Here is a 16,921-nt window from a genome sequence, read left to right as displayed (position 1 = left end):
CTCAGAACCCCACACGCCCCAGGAGAAAAACACATGACTCTGCGTAAGATCGCAGGGCTTGGAGCCCTGCTGTCCCTCGTAACCCCTGGCCTGGCCATGGCTGACGAGGTTGTTCTCAACTCCGGCGACACCGCCTGGATGCTTACCGCGACCGCGCTGGTGCTGTTCATGACCATCCCGGGCCTGGCGCTGTTCTATAGCGGCATGGTGCGCTCCAAGAACGTTCTTTCGGTGATGATGCAGTGCTTCGCCATCACCGGCCTGATCAGCATTCTCTGGGTGGTCTACGGCTACAGCCTGGCCTTCGACACCACCGGCATGGAGAAGGGCGTCACCAACCTCAACTCCTTCGTCGGCGGTCTGAACAAGGCCTTCCTCAGCGGCCTGACGCCGGACAGCCTGATCGGCGCCTTCCCGGAAAGCGTGTTCATCGTCTTCCAGATGACCTTCGCCATCATCACCCCGGCCCTGATCGTCGGTGCCTTCGCCGAGCGCATGAAGTTCTCCGCGATGCTGATCTTCATGGCCGTGTGGTTCACCCTGGTCTACGCCCCGATGTGCCACATGGTCTGGTCCGGCGACGGCGCCTTCCTGTGGGATGAGGGTGTACTGGACTTCGCGGGCGGCACCGTAGTGCACATCAACGCCGGTATCGCCGGTCTGGTGGCCTGCCTGGTGCTGGGCAAGCGCAAGGGCTACCCGACCACCCCGATGGCGCCGCACAACCTCGGCTACACCCTGGTTGGTGCCGCCATGCTGTGGATCGGCTGGTTCGGCTTCAACGCCGGCTCCGCCATCGCCGCCAACGGCACCGCCGGCATGGCCATGCTGGTGACCCAGATCGCCACCGCCGCTGCCGCACTGGGCTGGATGTTCGCCGAGTGGATCACCCACGGTAAGCCGAGCGCCCTGGGCATCGCTTCCGGCGTGGTCGCTGGTCTGGTCGCCATCACCCCGGCCGCCGGCACCGCAGGCCCGATGGGCGCCCTGGTGATCGGCCTGGCTTCCGGCGTGATCTGCTTCTTCTGCGCCACCAGCCTCAAGCGCAAGCTGGGCTACGACGACTCCCTGGACGCCTTCGGCGTGCACGGCATCGGCGGTATTGTCGGCGCCATCCTCACCGGCGTGTTCGCTGCACCGGTTCTGGGCGGCTTCGGTACCGTGGAAGACATCGGCGCCCAGGTCTGGATCCAGATCGTCGGCGTGCTGGTCACCGTGGTCTACACCGGTATCGTCACCTTCGTGATCCTCAAGGTGCTGGACCTGGTCATGGGCCTGCGTGTCAGCGAAGAGTCCGAGACCGTTGGCCTCGACCTCTCCGAGCACAACGAGCGCGGCTACAACCTGTAAGCCCCGCAGCTGTACCCAACGCCCGGTTCGCCGGGCGTTTTTCTTTCCGCGCCAACGGCGGCGCACCCTTGTGCAACGGTACAACGGAGTACTAGATGGAAAGCACGGCTCTGATTCCTCTGCAGTATGCGCTGGACACCTTCTATCTGCTGGTCTGCGGTGCCCTGGTGATGTGGATGGCGGCAGGCTTCGCCATGCTCGAGTCCGGGCTGGTGCGGGCCAAGAACACCGCCGAGATCCTGACCAAGAACATCGTCCTCTATGCCCTGGCCTGCGTGATGTACCTGCTGGTCGGCTACTACCTGATGTATGGCGGCGCCCAGGGCGGTGTGCTGCCCAACTTCGGCTTCCTGATCGGCAATGAGCACGCGGCGGACGTGGTGGCGGCCGGTGGCGAGGGAGCTCCGGCCTACTCCAAGCGTGCCGACTTCTTCTTCCAGGTGGTGTTCGTCGCCACCTGCATGTCGATCGTCTCCGGCGCGGTGGCCGAGCGCATGAAGCTGTGGGCCTTCCTCGCCTTCGCCCTGGTCATGTGCGGCCTGATCTACCCGATCGAAGGCTACTGGACCTGGGGCGGCGGCTTCCTCAAGCAGCTCGGCTTCAAGGACTTCGCCGGCTCCGGCATCGTCCATCTGGCCGGTGCCTCGGCGGCTCTGGCCGGGGTCATCCTGCTCGGTGCGCGCAAGGGCAAGTACGGCAGCCGCGGGCAGATCAACGCCATTCCCGGCGCCAACCTGCCGCTGGCCACCCTCGGTACCTTCATCCTCTGGCTCGGCTGGTTCGGCTTCAATGGCGGCTCGCAGCTGAAGATCAGCGGCATCGCCGACGCCAACGCGGTGGCGGCGGTGTTCGTCAATACCAACCTGGCGGCCGCCGGTGGCCTGCTGGCGGCCCTGGTGGTGGCGCGTCTGCTGTTCGGCAAGGCCGACCTGACCATGATCCTCAACGGCGCCCTGGCCGGCCTGGTATCGATCACCGCCGAGCCGGCCACGCCGAGTGCCGTGCAGGCCGTGCTGGTCGGTGCGGTGGGCGGTGTGCTGGTGGTGTTCAGCATCCTCATGCTGGAGCGGCTGCGCATCGACGATCCGGTCGGTGCCATCTCGGTGCATGGCGCTGCCGGTATCTGGGGCCTGCTGGCCGTACCGCTGACCAACACCAGCGCCAGCCTCAGCGTGCAGATGCTCGGCGCCGCCTGCATCTTCGCCTGGGTGTTCGTCGCCAGCCTGGTGGTGTGGGGGCTGATCCAGCTGCTGATGGGCCTGCGCGTCAGCGAGGAAGACGAGTACGAGGGGGTGGATATCGCCGAGTGTGGTCTGGAGGCCTACCCGGAGTTCACCCGCAAGTGAATACCAGGGCGCTTCGGCGCCCTTTTTGTTGGGCAACGATTGCTTGGAAAATTCCCTCACTGGCCAGGTGAAATGGTCAGCGACAGGCTCTAAAATGCGCCGCCATCGGAGGCTGCGGATGCCTGCTATGTGGCAACAACGGCTGATCAGTCTGCGCGCCCGGGCGCGTGGGTTTCACCTGGTGACCGACGAACTGGTCGCGGCGCTGCCGGAACTGGCCCGGTGCCGGGTCGGTCTGCTGCACCTGTGGCTGCAGCACACGTCCGCCTCGCTGACCATCAACGAGAATGCCGATGGTGCGGTGCGACGTGACTTCGAGCGCTTCTTCAACCGTCTTGTGCCCCAGGGTGAAGAGGGCTACGAGCACGACTACGAGGGGCCGGACGATCTGCCGGCGCACTTCAAGTCGAGCCTGCTCGGTTGCCAACTGAGCCTGCCGGTCAGCGAGGGGCGTCTGGCGCTCGGCACCTGGCAGGGTATCTATCTCGGCGAGCACCGCGACCATGGTGGTTCGCGCCGGGTACTGGCGACCCTGCAGGGCGAATGGCATTGAAGGCCGAAGAATTTTTTCCGGTGGCATGTTTGCAATGCGTGCCACTGGGCTATAAGTAACCTGCTTTGCGCAAGTCATGAGGTAGAACATGAGCGACGAAGAACTGGAACAGGACGACCTGGAAGGCGCCGACGAGGATGACGGCGAGGAGCTGGAAGCGGCCGATGCCGGTGATGATGGCGAGGACGACGGCAGCGATGCCGTAGAGCCTGGCAGCAAGCCGAGCAAGAAGGCCAAGGCAGCCGAGGAAGTCGAGGAACTGCCCAGCGTAGAAGCCAAGCAGAAGGAGCGCGATGCCCTGGCCAAGGCCATGGAGGAGTTCCTGGCGCGCGGTGGCGCGGTGCAGGAGATCGAGCCCAACGTGGTCGCCGATCCGCCCAAGAAGCCGGATAGCAAGTACGGCAGTCGCCCCATCTGAGGGGTGTTGCCGCCATGAAAAAGCCCGCCATCCGGCGGGCTTTTTCATGGCCGGGTCTAACGCCCGGCGGTCCAGCCGGCCAGCAGCGCCGGCAGCTCGGCCAGGCGGCGGATCTGTGCGTCGGGGGCGGCCTCGCCCTGCCAGTCCTTGCCTTGTGGGTTGAACCAGATGGCGCGCAGGCCGGCCGCCTTGGCGCCGGCGATGTCGTCGCCGGGATGGTCGCCGATGTGCGCAGCCTGCGGCGCCTCCACCCCGGCGCGTTGCAGGGCGCTATGGAACGGCTTGGGATCAGGCTTGCCGATGCCCATCTGCTCGGCGCTGATGGCGAAGCGGAAGTAGTCGGCCAGGCCCAGGCGGGCCACCTCGGCGTTGCCGTTGGTGATCACGCCGAGGATGTAGCGCTCGGCCAGGTGTTCGAGGATGCGGTGCACGTCGGGGAAGAACTCGACCCGGTGGCGGGCCTCGAGGAACACCTGGAAGCCCTGTTCAGCCAGCACCTGCGCTTCGTCCTGTGGATAGCCGGCCTCCTCCAGCGCGTGAAACAGGATGCGCCGGCGCAGCTCGCTGAGGCGATGCCTGAGCATGGGATCGGCGGCCAGCAGACGCGCGCGAATCGCCCACAGGTGCTCGATGGGTACCGGCCCCAGGCGCGGCGCTTCGGCAGCCAGCCAGTCACGCAACGCGGCTTCGGCGCCATGCATCACCGGGGCCACGTCCCACAGGGTGTCGTCGAGGTCGAAGGTGATCAGGCGCAGGCTCATGGGGTCTCGCTCTTGCGTTTGGCGCGCGGGTGGGCGCCGTCGTAGACCTTGGCCAGGTGCTGGAAGTCCAGGTGGGTGTAGATCTGCGTGGTGGCAATGTCGGCGTGGCCGAGCAGCTCCTGCACGGCGCGCAGGTCCTGGCTGGATTCCAGCATGTGGCTGGCGAAGGAGTGTCGCAGCATGTGCGGATGCAGGTGCTGGCCCAGCTCGCGCACACCAGCCTGGCGCACCCGCAGCTGGATGGCGCGCGGGGTCAGGCGCTTGCCCTGGCGGCCGACGAACACCGCACCATCCTGCGGGTTGCTCAGGGCGCGCAGCGGCAGCCAGGCCTGCATGGCCTCGCAGGCCTTGCGCCCGACCGGCAGCTCGCGCGCCTTGTTGCCCTTGCCGCGTACCCGGACCAGGCCGGCGGGCAGGTCGAGGCCGTCGAGATCCAGGCCGACCAGTTCGGACAGGCGCAGACCGGAGGAATAGAACAGTTCGAGCATGGCCTGGTCGCGGCGGGCGATGAAGTCGTCCTCCACGCCGCCGTCCAGCAGCTGCGCCGTGCGGTCGGCATCCAGGGCACGCGGCAGGCGGCGCTCGCCCTTGGGCGCGGACAGGCCGCCCGCCGGGTCATGCCGGCACTGACCCTCGCGATTGAGGTACTGGTAGAAGCCGCGCACGGCCGAGAGCAGGCGCGCCAGCGAACGGCTGGACTGCCCCTGGGCGTGCAGGCGCGCGACCATGGCGCGCAGGGTGCGGGTATCCAGGGCGTCCCAGCTGGCGACGGCCTGCTTCTCGCACAGGGCGAGGATCTTGTGCAGGTCGCGGCGATAGCCGTCCAGGGTGTGGCTGGACACCTGGCGTTCGCTGCGCAGGTGTTCGAGGAAGGCGTCGAGGCTGCTCTGCATGGCGACTCCGGCAGACGACGATGGGCCGCGCGCGGCCCGGGGTTCAGCGCACCGAGCGCAGCGGCGCGGCGAAGCGTGGTAGGACGCGGGCCAGGACTTCGGCGACGTAGCCGAGGAACAGGGTGCCGAGGCTGCTCTTGTAGTGCTGCGGGTCCGGACTGCCGATGGCCAGCACGCCATGCAGGCCCTGGTGGGTCAGGCTGACCACGGCGGCCGAGCCGACCTGGGTGCATTCGTCCGCGCCGAAGATGAATTCCAGCTCGGCCGGGCGCAGCACGCCGCAGGTGGTCTTGCCGCCACCGAGCAGGCCGCCGATGGCCTGGTGGGCCTCGGCCGAGCTGACCGAACGGCCCACGCCGAGCGGCGTTTCGCTGAACAGGATGAGGCTGACGAAGGGCACCTGGAACTCGTGACGCAGGCTGTCTTCCACCGCGCCGATGACTTCTTCCAGGCTGCCGGCGTCGAGCAGGTCGAGCACCAGGCGGCGGGTCTTGTCGAACAGGCGGTCGTTGTCGCGGGCTACGTCCATCAGCTGCGACAGGCGATGGCGCATCTCGATGTTGCGCTCGCGCAGCAGCTTGACCTGGCGCTCCACCAGCGACACGGCCTCGCCGGGCTGATGCGGAATGCGCAGCTCGGGGATCAGCTCCTCATGGTCGACGAAGAATTCCGGGTGCTGCCGCAGGTAGGCGGCGACGCTCTCGGAGTCGAGTTTCACGGGCTGATCCTGGTCACTCATAGACGAACCTGTCCTTCGTACACGCGAACGGCGGGTCCGGTCATCATAACCGGCTGGCCGGGCCCTGCCCACTCGATGGACAACTTGCCGCCCGGCAGCTCCAGCTGCAGTGGCGAGTCCATCCAGCCCTGGCGGATGGCGGCCACGGCCGCGGCGCAGGCGCCGGTGCCGCAGGCCTGGGTTTCGCCAGCGCCACGTTCCCACACGCGCAGGCGCGCCTGCTTGCGGTCGATGACCTGCAGGAAGCCGACGTTGACCCGCTTGGGGAAGCGCGGGTGGTGTTCCAGCTTCGGCCCCAGGCTGTGCACCGGCGCGCTGTCGACGTTGTCGACGCGCAGCACGGCGTGCGGGTTGCCCATGGACACGGCGGCCAGCTGCACGGACTGACCGTCCACCTCCACCGCGTAGCTGAGCGCCTCGGCGTCGGCCTGGAAGGGGATCTGCTCGGGGACCAGGCGCGGCGCGCCCATGTCCACGGTGACCTGGCCGTCCGGACGCAGGTTGAGCTCGATGATGCCGCCCTTGGTCTCGACGCGGATCTGCTTCTTCACGGTCAGGCGCTTGTCCACCACGAAGCGGGCGAAGCAGCGCGCGCCGTTGCCGCACTGTTCCACTTCCGAACCGTCGGAGTTGAAGATGCGGTAGCGGAAGTCCACGTCCGGGTTGGTCGGCGCCTCCACCAGCAACAGCTGGTCGAAGCCGACGCCGGTGTGGCGGTCGCCCCAGGCCTTGGCGTGCTTGGGCTGGATATGCGCGTGCTGGCTGATCAGGTCGAGGACCATGAAGTCGTTGCCGAGGCCGTGCATCTTGGTGAAGCGCAATAGCATGATCGCGCCCTCACTGCGGCAGCAGGCTTTCGCCGGCGTAGAGTTCGGCGAGGGTCTCGCGGCGACGCACCTCGAAGGCCTGCTCACCGTCCACCAGCACCTCGGCGGCGCGGCCGCGGGTGTTGTAGTTGGAGCTCATGACGAAGCCGTAGGCGCCGGCCGAGCGCACGGCCAGCAGGTCGCCTTCGGCCAGCACCAGCTCGCGGCCCTTGGCCAGGAAGTCACCGGTCTCGCAGATCGGCCCGACCAGGTCGTACTGGCGCGCCTGGCCGTCACGCGGCTGCACCGGGGTGACGTCCATCCAGGCCTGGTACAGGGCCGGGCGGATCAGGTCGTTCATCGCCGCGTCGACGATGGCGAAGTCCTTGTGCGCGGTGTGCTTGAGGTATTCCACGCGGGTCAGCAGCACGCCGGCGTTGGCCACGATGGAGCGGCCCGGCTCGAACACCAGGGCCAGCTCGCGGCCCTTGAGGCGCTCGCGTACGGCGGCGATGTAGTCGCCGGCCAGCGGCGGCTGCTCGTCGCGGTACTGCACGCCGAGGCCACCACCGAGGTCCAGGTGCTGGATCTGGATGCCCTGCGCGGCCAGCTGGTCGACCAGCGCCAGCAGGCGCTCCAGGGCATCGAGGAAGGGCGGCAGGCTGGTCAGCTGCGAGCCGATGTGGCAGTCCACGCCGACGATGCGCAGGTTCGCCAGTTCGGCGGCGCGGGCATACACGGCCGGGGCCTGCTCGATGTCGATGCCGAACTTGTTTTCTTTCAGGCCGGTGGAGATGTACGGGTGGGTGCCGGCATCCACGTCCGGATTGACCCGCAGCGAGATGCTGGCGGTCTTGCCCAATTCAGCGGCCACCAGCTGCAGGCGCTCCAGCTCGTCCACCGATTCGACGTTGAAGCAGTGCACGCCCACTTCGAGGGCGCGGCGCATGTCGTCGCGGGTCTTGCCGACACCGGAGAAGACGATCTTGGCAGGTTCGCCACCGGCGGCCAGGACGCGCTCCAGCTCGCCACGGGAGACGATGTCGAAGCCGGCGCCGAGGCGCGCCAGGACGTTCAGCACGCCCAGGTTGGAGTTGGCCTTGACCGCGAAGCACACCAGGTGCGGCATGCCGGCCAGGGCATCGGCATAGGCGCGGTACTGCGCCTCGATGTGGGCGCGGGAATAGACGTAGGTGGGCGTGCCGAAGCGTTCGGCAATGGCGGACAGGGCCACGCCCTCCGCGAACAGTTGCCCGTCGCGGCTGGTAAAGGCTTGCATGGAACCCCCTTAGAGGAAGACGTCTTTGTCGCGTTCTTTGACGGTCTTGTCGTCGTCGGGCAGGTACAGCGGGCCTTTCTGGCCACAGCCGGCGAGGGCGGCGGTGAATACGGCGAGCGCGATGAAGGGCAGCAGCAGGCGCTTCATGGTGGTGTCCTTTGCGAAATCGTGAATGGCCCGGAGTATACCCACCCCCCGGCCCCTTGCCTATGCACGCCTGGCGGGGGCTGCGCCCCTTGTCGTGGCGCGTTCGGCTTGCCCGCGACGGCGGGTTTGCGGCTAGCATGGCGGCTAAAAAATCACGGAGTCGCGATGGAAGCCCCCGTTCCCGCCGCCAGCTCGGTCTCGGTCGCCTACCTGCAGGGCCTGCTCGATTACCTGGAGCGCCAGGGCTTCGCCAGCGCCGAGCTGCTGGCCAAGGTGCAGCTGAACCCGGCGATCCTCGCTCAGCGCGACCAGCGCATCGCCGTCAGCACCTACCTGGAGCTGCTTGGCGAGGGCGTGCGCCTGACCGGCGACGCCAACCTCGGCCTGCACCTGGGCGAGGCCATGCGCCCCGGCTACTACGGCGTGCTCGGCTACCTGATCATGAGCTGCGCGACCCTGGCCGATGCCCTGCATCGCCAGGCCCGCTATGCCGCGCTGGTGGGCAACCTGGGTCGCGTCGACCTCGACGAGGAGCCGCCGCGCACGGGGCTGGAGCCGCAGGTGGCGCACAGCTGGGAGCCGTTGGTGCACCAGCAGCAGCGCCAGCACAGCGAGGAGACGCTGGCCGGCTGGCTGACTTTCGGGCGCTGGATCACCGGTCTGCAGATCTCGCCTACCGAAGTGCGCTTCCAGCACCCGGCGCCGGCCGATACCGCCGAGCACCGGCGCATCTTCGGCTGCCCGGTGCTGTTCGGTCAGGCCGACAACGCCCTGGTGTTTCCCAAGCGCCTGCTGAGCACCCCGCTGGGCCAGGCCGACGCCCAGCTGCGCCAGCTGCTCGACGCCCACGCCGACCGTCTGCTCGGCCAGCTCAACCAAGGCCACAGCGTGCTCGACCGCGCCCGCCGCGAACTGGCGCGCCAGCTGCCGGAGCAGGGCGTCGACCTCGAGCTGCTGGCGCACAGCCTGCAGCTCAGTGCGCGCACCCTGCAACGGCGCCTGCGCGAGGCTGGGCTGTCGTTCAGCGAGCTGCTCGACGAGACCCGCCAGCAGCTGGTGCTGCACTACCTGCGCGACCCGGCGCTGGAGCTGGCGGAGATCGCCTTCCTGGTCGGCTTCAGCGAGGCCGGCTCGCTGGCCCGCGCGTTCCGCCGCTGGACCGGGCAGAGCCCCGGCGCCTACCGACAGAGTCTGCTAGATTCCGCCTCCCAATCCTGAGCCTTCCCGGGATTTGCTGCGCGTCGGCCAGTCGGCGTTGAAAACGTTCTCGGAATGCTCATTTACTGTCTGTAAACTGCGCTTCCTTGCCCATTTTCGCCTTGTCTGGCTCTAGCTCGCTAAATCCCAGAAAGGCTCAGAGGACGTTGTAATGAGTTTGAGCGAAGCCCGTTTCCATGACCTGGTCGATGCCGCCCAGCAGGCCGTGGAAGACATTTTCGATGACAGCGACCTGGACCTCGATCTGGAAAACTCCGCCGGCGTGCTCACCGTGCGCTTCGAGAATGGCAGCCAGGTGATCCTCAGCCGCCAGGAGGCGCTGCGCCAGCTGTGGGTGGCGGCGCGCTCCGGCGGCTTTCACTTCGACTACGACGAGGAGCAGGGCCTGTGGATCTGCGACACCAGCGAGGAACCGCTGGGCGAGCTGCTGACCCGGGTGACCCGCGAGCAGGCCGGTGAAGAACTCGAGTTCGACGAACTCTGAGGCTGTCGACTCGCCCTGTCGCCGCCAGTGCTGCCTGGACGAGCATGACGTGTGTCTGGGCTGTGGCCGCAGCCTGAGCGAGATCCTCGAGTGGGGCAAGGCCGACAGCGAGCGGCGCCGGGCGATCTGCCAGGCCGCACAACAGCGCCTGCGGCCCACGCCCTTTTGCCGATGACCCCCTGGTCTTGCTTATTGCCGGGCTTGTGGTAGCTTCACTCGAAGCTGACTCACTGATCAAAACCCCGCCTTCGGGCGGGGTTTTGCTTTATCTGGCCCAAGGAGAGAACCCGCCGCCATGAGCAACACCCCCGCCATTACCATCACTCGTCTCGACCTACAGCGCCTGGAGCGCCTGCTCGACAGCCTGGAGGACTTCGGCCCGACCGCCGAGGCGCTGGAAAGGGAGCTGGCGCGTGCCCAGGTAGTGGGCCACGACGAAGTGCCGGCCGGGGTGGTGACCATGAACTCGCGCGTGCACTGCCGCGAGGAAAGCAGCGGCAAGGACTATCACCTGACCCTGGTGTTCCCCGAGGATGCCGGCGGCGAAGGCAAGGTGTCGATTCTCGCCCCGGTCGGCTCGGCCCTGCTCGGCCTCTCCGTCGGCCAGCAGATCGACTGGCCGGGCCCGGCCGGCAAGCCGCTGAAGCTCACCCTGCTGGCCGTGGAATATCAGCCGGAGGCGGCGGGCGCCTACCAGCGCTAGGCCAGCAGGAAGCGCCGCGCCAGTGCCTGCGGCTCGCGGCAGGGCGGTGCATCGCTGCCGCGCCTGAGCCGCTCGTCCAGTTCCAGATAGCGCGCAATGTTCTGGTTGCACTCGATGGTGCGGGCGATGCCGCCTCCGGCGACCTGGCCCTTGCCGGCCAGCGCCGGGCCGTTGATCAGTGCCAGCAACAGGAACAGCAGCAGTGCGCGTGGCGGGGAGAGCTGCATGGCTAGCTTCCCACTCGGATGGCGCCAAGCAGGGCCTGCAATACTGGCTGCAGTGCGGGGCCGACGGGCTTCGACCCGGATACCTCGGTAGCGGCCAGGCTCAGGGCCAGCAGCACGCTGGCGATGACTGACAGCAGGCCGAAGCCGGCGAGGGTGCCATTGTTTGCGTGTGGGTGAATGAGCCTGGGCATGCTGCGGGTTCCCGGGAGGTTGCTGGAGGTGGCAGCTTCTCTCAGGCTCATTCGATTGAATAATGGTCCTTGCTCGTATCAGGTATCAGTGAAATCGATACTTTATGCCGTGCCAGGAACTCCGCTGCCACGTGCCTGTCACTCGGCTAGAGTCTGATAGTCCCGTCGCCGGCAAGGAGGCCGCCATGTCCAGTCTGCCCCTGTACTTCCCGCAGAACTTCTCCCTCGACCGCGCGCTGCGCTGCGCCCAGCTGGTCGAGCAGGCCTATGCCCAGTATCAGCAATGGCAGGTGCAGGGCCGGCCGCGGCGCCCGCAGGACTTCCACTGGAACGCGCCACAGCTTGACGGCTGGCGCTTCTCCGCGCCGATCTGGAGCATCCTCAGCGACCTGCGCTTCATCAACGAGTCCGAGCCCTTCGGTTTCGCCGCCGCCAACGATCAGGGCGAAACCTACCTGGTGCTGCGCGGCACTGAGTCGGCTCAGGACTGGCTCGACGATCTGGACCTGCAGCAGGCCCGGTGGCCGTGGCAGGACGGCGTTACGGGTAGCGTGCACGCCGGCTTTCTCAAGCTCTACACCTCGCTGCGCGACCTGGCCCTGGCCGCCCTGGACAGCCTGCAGCCAAGCGGCCCGCTGTGGGTCTGCGGACACAGCCTGGGCAGTGCGCTGTCCAGCCTGGCCGTGCTCGACCTGCATGAGCGCTGGCCGGACCAGGCGCTGCAGCACTACAACTTCGCCAGCCCGCGCCTGGCGGCTACAGACTTTGCCGCGGCCTACAACAGCCTGGGGGTGCCGACCTTCCGCCTGGTCAATGACAGCGATCTGGTACCGCAGATTCCGGCGGCGGTCAGTGGCGAGCTGCTGTACCAGCACCTCGGTCAGGCCGTGACCTTCACCGCCAGCTACGCCGGCGTGGCCGCCAACCACAGCATGACCGACTGCTACCTCTACGCCTTGCAGCACCCGCAGGCGCCGATGCGTGGCTGACTAGTCGCCGCCCCCGCCGCCACAACCGCCGCCGCAGCCACCCCCATCACCATCACCGCCGCCGCCCCCGCCACCGGCGGAACCGGAGTCGCCGCCGCAACCACCGGCGGAGCTGCAGCCGAAGTGGCTGATGCAGAAGCCGCTGTCACTGCCGATGGCGCCGGGCTTGGCGTCGCATTGGCGGCTGTAGCGGAAGCCGTCGTCGATGGCCAGGTCGGCGTCCAGGGTAAACAGCCAGGGCAGGCGCTCGGTGCGCTGCGGCGACAGACCGAGGCGCTGGCAGGCCAGCTGCCAGGCGCGCTGGATGCCGTCGCTGGGGGCCTGCGGATCGGGCATGGCGTCGTTTGGCGTGTGGTGCAGGAAGTGGCCGAGGGCGGAGGTGCAGAATGCCTGATACTGGCGGGTGTAGAGGATGAACTCGTGCCAGGCCACATCGACCGCGCGCGACGGCATGGCAACCATCGCGCCCCTGGCCAGGCGGCACAGCTGGAAGTACTCGCGCAACCCCAGCAGCACCCACTGGATCTGTTCGCCCGTCAGATGCGGATAACGCTCCAGCAGCTTGTCGCGCAGCCGTTCGGGAAACCAGTAGCTGTCGATGAAGCGGGCACGCTTGCGCTGCAGTGCCGCCCGCCGCTGGTAGACAACGCCGCCCAGCAACGCCGCGCTCAGTAGGGTGGTGAAGATCATCGGGCAGTCCTTTGCCGTTCAGGCGTTTTGCAGGGCGCTGTTGAGCGCGCCTTCCAGCTGGGCCTTATAGCGCAGATAGTGGGTGGTCTGCGCCTGGCCGTCGCCGAGAATGCGCGACAGATCAAGGTCGGTGATGTAGCAGGGGTAGCGCTCGGCGCCGCGGCGCTGGTTGAGGATGTGCCGCGCCACCGCGGCGAACAGCTCGGCGCCGTACTCCAGTTCGGAGAACTCGCGGTGGTTGCAGTACAGGGTGACATGCACACGGCCACTGTCGGCGGGCTCGATGATGGCCTGTACGTCGTAGAAGGAGTGGGCGGCCTGGGCCTGTGGCGGTGCACGGCGCTCCAGGTGCCTGGCGCGCTGCGGTGGGGCCGGCAGCACCTCGTAATAGAGGATGTCCAGGGCGGCCGGTGGCAACGGGCTGTCCAGTGGCAGCAGGGCGTTGCGGCGGTACAGCACCGATTGCAGGAAGCGTTGCAGCGGCGTCAGCAGGCTCTGTTCGTCGCGATAGGGCAGGCGCTGGCGCCACAGTGCGTTGTGCTCGTCGAGCACCGTCAGCTCGGCCTGGGCGCCATCGATGCGGTAGAACACCTGGATGCAGTCGGGGCGCCCCAGCGGCAGGATCAGGGCCAGGTCCTCGCCTTCCAGGGCGTAGCGGTCCAGGTGCAGCGGGCTGTAGCTGGGCTGTTCCTCGCCGAGGTGCTCGAGCAGGCTTGGCAGGTCGTGCAGGGCGGCGTGGCTGACCTGGCCGGGCAACAGCTCCAGTACGTGATAGTGCTGCTGGACCTGCAGCAGGTAGCGGCTGTTCGCGGCGCCGGCGAGGCTGGTCAGGGTGTCGCGGAACAGTTCCTCGACGCGCTGGGCGATGGCCTGGGCGCGGTTGCGGCAGAAGCAGCGTACCTCCAGGCGTGGCCGGCGGCCGTCGGCCGGCAGCGCGTTGAGGTAGTCGCGCAGGCAGTCGAGCAGGGCGTTGGGGCCTTCGTAGCGGCTGACCATCAACTCGTTCCAGCTGTTCAGGCTGACCTGGTCGAGGGTCAGCACCAGGTTCTCGCGCACGCCGGAATAGCCCAGCGAGTCGGTGCGGCCGGTGGTCAGGTGTACATTCAGCTGGCTGTGCGCCTTCAGCGGGTCGACGCCGACGTTGACCAGCAGCAGCGTCTCGGCCGGTTCGGCGGCGTGCAGCAGGGCTTCCTCGCTGACCGGCGCCAGGGGTAGCGGTGCCACCTGCTGCAGGCTGCCGAGCAGGCTGGACAGCTCGAACTCGCTGAGGTCGCTGCTGCCGGGGTGCAGCGACAGGCGGGTGCTGGTGTCGATCACGCCGTTGCGGTGGCACCAGGCGAGCAGCTCGATCAACTGGCGCGCCCGCTTGAGCGGGGCGAAGTCCGGCCATTCCTGGCCGTTCAGGTTGCCCTGGTAGAGCGCCCACTGGGTTTCGCCTTCGGTTTCCTGGCTGGGGCTCTGCACCAGGGTCAGGGTGTCCTCGGCCAGGTCCGGGGCGATGCCGGGGTTGATGAACTCGATCTTGCCGGCCTTGCGCTCGAAGGCGGCGTACAGGCGCCGACCGAGCACGCCAAGGTCGCGGCTGTTGAGCGGGATGGCGGTCTGTTCGCTGCGGGCGAACTGCGACAGGAAGCGGTAGCTGTAGGTCAGCTCGTTGACCAGCGCGCGCCGCTCGGCGCTGACCTGGCGCACCTTCCACTGGCTGCGGCTGTCGAGCATGGCCAGTTCGCGCTGGCTCCAGCGCCACTCGCCGGTCAGGCGCTCGAACAGCAGGCGCTGCCAGCTCTTGGCGCGCTGCCGCGGCGGTACGCTGAGGCGCTTGCCGATCTTCAGGTACAGGCAGCGGCGGATCAGCTCCAGGCGCTCCAGCTCGCCGCGCGCGGTGAGGTACTCCTCCAGGCGGCGGTACACCACGATGTAGGGGTCGAGCTCGTCCAGGTCCAGACGGCCCTCGTACACCGCCTGCTTGAACCTCAGGCTCAGGCATTCCACGCGCGGATGCTCGCTGGCATAGACCTCGGTGAGCAGCAGCTTGAGCACCGATTTGTAGGGCGACTCGATGCCCTTGAACAGCTGCCACATGCCGGCGCCGATGAATTCGCCGGGCGGGATGCGCGCCAGGTGGCCGAGGTCCAGCACCTCCTCGGCGCGGACGAAACGCTTGCTCAGCAGGGCGTGGGTGTAGGTGCGGTAGTTGGCCTCTTCGTACACCGGCACCAGCCACCACAGCGGGGTGCGGCCGCCGAGCCAGATGGCCGTGCGGTAGAACTCGTCGAGCAGCAGGTAGTGCTGGGTGGTGCCGCAGTCGTCGGAGGTCAGCTGCGCTTCGCGGTCGCCCAAGGTGTAGCGCGCTGGGTCGATCAGGAAGCAGTGCGCCTCGGCGCCCTGAGTGGCGGCCCAGGCCTCCAGCAGATCGCATTTCTTGCGCAGTTCGGCCAGGGCGCGGGCGTCGAGAGCCGGGTCATGGCATACCCACAGGTCCATGTCGCTCTGCTCGGCCTGCGCCACGGTGCCCAGGCTGCCCATCAGGAACAGGCCCTGGATCGGTGTTGGCGGCTTGCTGCCGGGCGTGCCCCGGCGTGCCTTGTAGGCGAACGAGCGGGTCAGGCGCTGGGCCTCGGCCAGGGTGTTGTCATCCGGCTCGTAGCCGGACAGCCCGGCCGGTGTGCTGGCCGAGACATAGCCCGGCAGCAGCGGATGATTGACGTGGAACAGCAGGGGCAACAGCTTGAGCACCAGTTGCTGGCGCGTCGACAGCGCCTGCATGGCGCGCCCCAGGCGCCCATCGTTGACCTTGAGAAAGCGCGCGCGCAGCTGCCCCAGGACCTTGCGGTCGATGCCTTCGTTGATATCCGTGCGGATTTCCAGGGTGCGCGTCATGTACGGCTCGGAGCGGTGGTGGCAGCAAGACTACCAGTGCCGCGGGGCATCTGGCAGCCATCTCTGCCCAGTGTATCGGCGGCACCTGGCCGCCGCTGCAGGGGAAAATCCGGGGCCGCTCCGCCCCGTTCGGTCAGGCGCGTGCGGGCTCGGTGCGCAGAATGGTCAGCAGCGCCTGGGCATGCTCGGCGGCATCCAGCCCCAGGCTGGTCAGGTAGCCGCCGTCGGCCTGGGTCACCAGCCCCTTCTCGTGCAGACGGGTGATGGCCATCTGGGCACGGTTGGAGGCGTTGTTGTGCACCTTGAGTCCTTCCTGATGATTGTCCAGGTTGTACAGGGCGAGAATTTCCAGCTCGGCGATCAGTTCGGGGGTGTAGGCCATGGTCGTTGCGCTCTTGTTGTTGTGAGGATTGGTTTGAGTGTAGAGGCGTCGCCTGAGGGCGTCGCATCCGGGAGATGCCAGCGCTCGATGATCTGCTGGTAGCGCCCGTCACGATGCAGGGCGCGCATGCCGCTGTCGAAGCGACTCAGCAGCAGCTCGGCCTGCGGGTGGTAGCGCGAGAAGGAGACGAACAGCTGCGGGCGGTGCAGGGTGGCGACCGGCACGAACTGGCCGGCCAGCTCCGGATGCTCGGCAAACAGGGCCGCGGCGATGCCGCGATAGGCGGCGGTGTAGGCCACCCGCTGGTGCGCCAGCATGCGGAATCCATTGAGATCGCGGCGCACTTCCACGCGCTCCACGTCGGCCAGGCTGTCGAAGGGGGTGCCGTACTCGTAGCCGATGGTCACCGCCACCTTGCGCCCGGCCAGCTGCTGCAGATCGGTCACCGGCCGAGCGTTGTCGTGCCGCGCCCAGAGCAGGATGTCATCGCTGAACAGCGGCTCCTGCGGCAGGCGGAATTCGCTGGCGATGTCGGCATCCGGCGAGGTGTTGAAGCAGGCAGCCAGATGGCCCGTTCGAGTCAGCTCCATACAGCGCGAGTAGGGGTAGGGCACCAGTTCGACACGGGTATTGCTGGCGGCGAAGGCGGCGCGCACCAGATCGGCGGACATGCCCTGCACCTTGCCCTCGCGCAGCGCGGTAAAGGGGTACCAGTCGTCCTCGGCGCCGATGCGATAAACCTCGTCGGCCGTGGCCGCCGGAGCGCACAGCAGGGGCAGAAGTATGGCGAGGCAGAGCCGGAGACAGCGCGCGGCCATGAAGTGACCTTTCCGCAACGGGGCCATTGCACCTTAGCAACACCAGG

21 protein-coding genes are annotated in these 16,921 nt (G+C 67.7%); 9 read left to right on the top strand and 12 right to left on the bottom strand.

The features are described from left to right. Window positions 1-33: 33 nt before the first annotated feature. The 4 genes from PA6_RS06365 (at window position 34) to sutA (ending at window position 3,667) form a co-directional block, all read left to right on the top strand. Window positions 34-1,350, top strand: a complete 1,317-nt coding sequence (locus tag PA6_RS06365) for an ammonium transporter (protein ID WP_021700070.1) — start codon at window positions 34-36, stop codon at window positions 1,348-1,350. 95 nt (window positions 1,351-1,445) lie between these two features. Beyond that, a complete protein-coding gene (locus PA6_RS06360) occupies window positions 1,446-2,696 on the top strand; it encodes an ammonium transporter (RefSeq protein ID WP_021700069.1) in 1,251 nt (416 codons plus the stop codon). Between the two features lie 127 nt (window positions 2,697-2,823). After that, a complete protein-coding gene (locus tag PA6_RS06355; RefSeq protein WP_021700068.1) occupies window positions 2,824-3,249 on the top strand; it encodes a secondary thiamine-phosphate synthase enzyme YjbQ in 426 nt (141 codons plus the stop codon). Between the two features lie 88 nt (window positions 3,250-3,337). Continuing rightward, complete coding sequence (sutA, locus tag PA6_RS06350) at window positions 3,338-3,667, top strand: transcriptional regulator SutA (RefSeq protein WP_021700067.1); 330 nt, start codon at window positions 3,338-3,340, stop codon at window positions 3,665-3,667. Between the two features lie 56 nt (window positions 3,668-3,723). Here sutA and PA6_RS06345 read toward each other — a convergent pair whose 3' ends face one another. From PA6_RS06345 to lptM, 6 genes are read right to left on the bottom strand one after another with little or no spacing between them, the layout of a single operon-like run. Beyond that, window positions 3,724-4,428: an HAD family hydrolase gene (locus PA6_RS06345; protein ID WP_021700066.1), complete on the bottom strand. Its 705-nt coding sequence runs from the start codon at window positions 4,426-4,428 to the stop codon at window positions 3,724-3,726. Beyond that, complete coding sequence (xerC, locus tag PA6_RS06340) at window positions 4,425-5,321, bottom strand: tyrosine recombinase XerC (protein WP_021700065.1); 897 nt, start codon at window positions 5,319-5,321, stop codon at window positions 4,425-4,427. Before xerC ends, PA6_RS06345 begins: the two co-directional genes overlap by 4 nt. Before the next feature lie 43 nt (window positions 5,322-5,364). After that, a complete protein-coding gene (locus PA6_RS06335; protein ID WP_021700064.1) occupies window positions 5,365-6,060 on the bottom strand; it encodes a DUF484 family protein in 696 nt (231 codons plus the stop codon). After that, the gene (gene dapF, locus PA6_RS06330; protein ID WP_021700063.1) at window positions 6,057-6,887 is read right to left on the bottom strand and encodes a diaminopimelate epimerase; all 831 of its coding nucleotides are present in this window, start codon (window positions 6,885-6,887) and stop codon (window positions 6,057-6,059) included. Before dapF ends, PA6_RS06335 begins: the two co-directional genes overlap by 4 nt. Before the next feature lie 10 nt (window positions 6,888-6,897). Beyond that, on the bottom strand, window positions 6,898-8,145 hold the full coding sequence (gene lysA, locus PA6_RS06325) for a diaminopimelate decarboxylase (protein WP_021700062.1): 1,248 nt from the start codon (window positions 8,143-8,145) through the stop codon (window positions 6,898-6,900). A 9-nt stretch (window positions 8,146-8,154) separates the two neighbouring features. Beyond that, complete coding sequence (lptM, locus tag PA6_RS06320) at window positions 8,155-8,292, bottom strand: LPS translocon maturation chaperone LptM (RefSeq protein ID WP_021700061.1); 138 nt, start codon at window positions 8,290-8,292, stop codon at window positions 8,155-8,157. Window positions 8,293-8,457: 165 nt separating this feature from the next. Here lptM and PA6_RS06315 point away from each other — a divergent pair, with 165 nt between their 5' ends. From PA6_RS06315 to rnk, 4 genes are all read left to right on the top strand, one after another. Next, window positions 8,458-9,510 carry an AraC family transcriptional regulator gene (locus PA6_RS06315; protein ID WP_021700060.1) on the top strand — a complete coding sequence of 351 codons (1,053 nt, stop codon included), beginning with the start codon at window positions 8,458-8,460 and terminating at the stop codon, window positions 9,508-9,510. A gap of 151 nt (window positions 9,511-9,661) precedes the next feature. Then, a complete protein-coding gene (gene cyaY, locus PA6_RS06310; protein WP_021700059.1) occupies window positions 9,662-9,994 on the top strand; it encodes an iron donor protein CyaY in 333 nt (110 codons plus the stop codon). Beyond that, window positions 9,966-10,169, top strand: coding sequence for a DUF1289 domain-containing protein (locus PA6_RS22685; protein WP_081693949.1), 204 nt, complete (start codon window positions 9,966-9,968; stop codon window positions 10,167-10,169). Before cyaY ends, PA6_RS22685 begins: the two co-directional genes overlap by 29 nt. A 120-nt stretch (window positions 10,170-10,289) precedes the next feature. Further along, the gene (gene rnk, locus PA6_RS06305) at window positions 10,290-10,697 is read left to right on the top strand and encodes a nucleoside diphosphate kinase regulator (RefSeq protein WP_021700058.1); all 408 of its coding nucleotides are present in this window, start codon (window positions 10,290-10,292) and stop codon (window positions 10,695-10,697) included. On the opposite strand, the gene PA6_RS06300 is transcribed toward rnk, so the two are convergent. Further along, window positions 10,694-10,924, bottom strand: a complete 231-nt coding sequence (locus PA6_RS06300; protein ID WP_021700057.1) for a hypothetical protein — start codon at window positions 10,922-10,924, stop codon at window positions 10,694-10,696. The two genes, rnk and PA6_RS06300, sit on opposite strands and share 4 nt — an antisense overlap. Before the next feature lie 2 nt (window positions 10,925-10,926). Then, entirely contained in the window at window positions 10,927-11,115 is a 189-nt protein-coding gene (locus tag PA6_RS06295) for a hypothetical protein (RefSeq protein WP_043216337.1), read from the bottom strand. A gap of 185 nt (window positions 11,116-11,300) precedes the next feature. Here PA6_RS06295 and PA6_RS06290 point away from each other — a divergent pair, with 185 nt between their 5' ends. After that, a complete protein-coding gene (locus PA6_RS06290; protein WP_021700055.1) occupies window positions 11,301-12,104 on the top strand; it encodes a lipase family protein in 804 nt (267 codons plus the stop codon). Here PA6_RS06290 and PA6_RS23725 read toward each other — a convergent pair whose 3' ends face one another. From PA6_RS23725 to PA6_RS06270, 4 genes are all read right to left on the bottom strand, one after another. Next, the gene (locus PA6_RS23725; protein ID WP_021700054.1) at window positions 12,105-12,794 is read right to left on the bottom strand and encodes a glycine-rich domain-containing protein; all 690 of its coding nucleotides are present in this window, start codon (window positions 12,792-12,794) and stop codon (window positions 12,105-12,107) included. A gap of 18 nt (window positions 12,795-12,812) precedes the next feature. Beyond that, window positions 12,813-15,674 (bottom strand): class I adenylate cyclase, encoded by a 2,862-nt coding sequence (locus tag PA6_RS06280; protein WP_021700053.1) that lies wholly within the window; start codon window positions 15,672-15,674, stop codon window positions 12,813-12,815. 133 nt (window positions 15,675-15,807) lie between these two features. Then, complete coding sequence (locus PA6_RS06275; RefSeq protein WP_021700052.1) at window positions 15,808-16,056, bottom strand: TIGR02647 family protein; 249 nt, start codon at window positions 16,054-16,056, stop codon at window positions 15,808-15,810. Further along, window positions 16,035-16,874: a substrate-binding periplasmic protein gene (locus PA6_RS06270; protein WP_021700051.1), complete on the bottom strand. Its 840-nt coding sequence runs from the start codon at window positions 16,872-16,874 to the stop codon at window positions 16,035-16,037. The genes PA6_RS06275 and PA6_RS06270 overlap by 22 nt, the downstream gene beginning before the upstream one ends. Window positions 16,875-16,921 lie beyond the last annotated feature (47 nt).

Origin of the sequence: Aquipseudomonas alcaligenes NBRC 14159, from assembly GCF_000467105.1 — a bacterium.
Classification (GTDB): Bacteria; Pseudomonadota; Gammaproteobacteria; order Pseudomonadales; family Pseudomonadaceae; genus Aquipseudomonas; species Aquipseudomonas alcaligenes.
The sequence above is the reverse complement of the archived record's forward strand: the minus strand, read 5'-3'. Positions and strand labels throughout refer to the sequence as shown.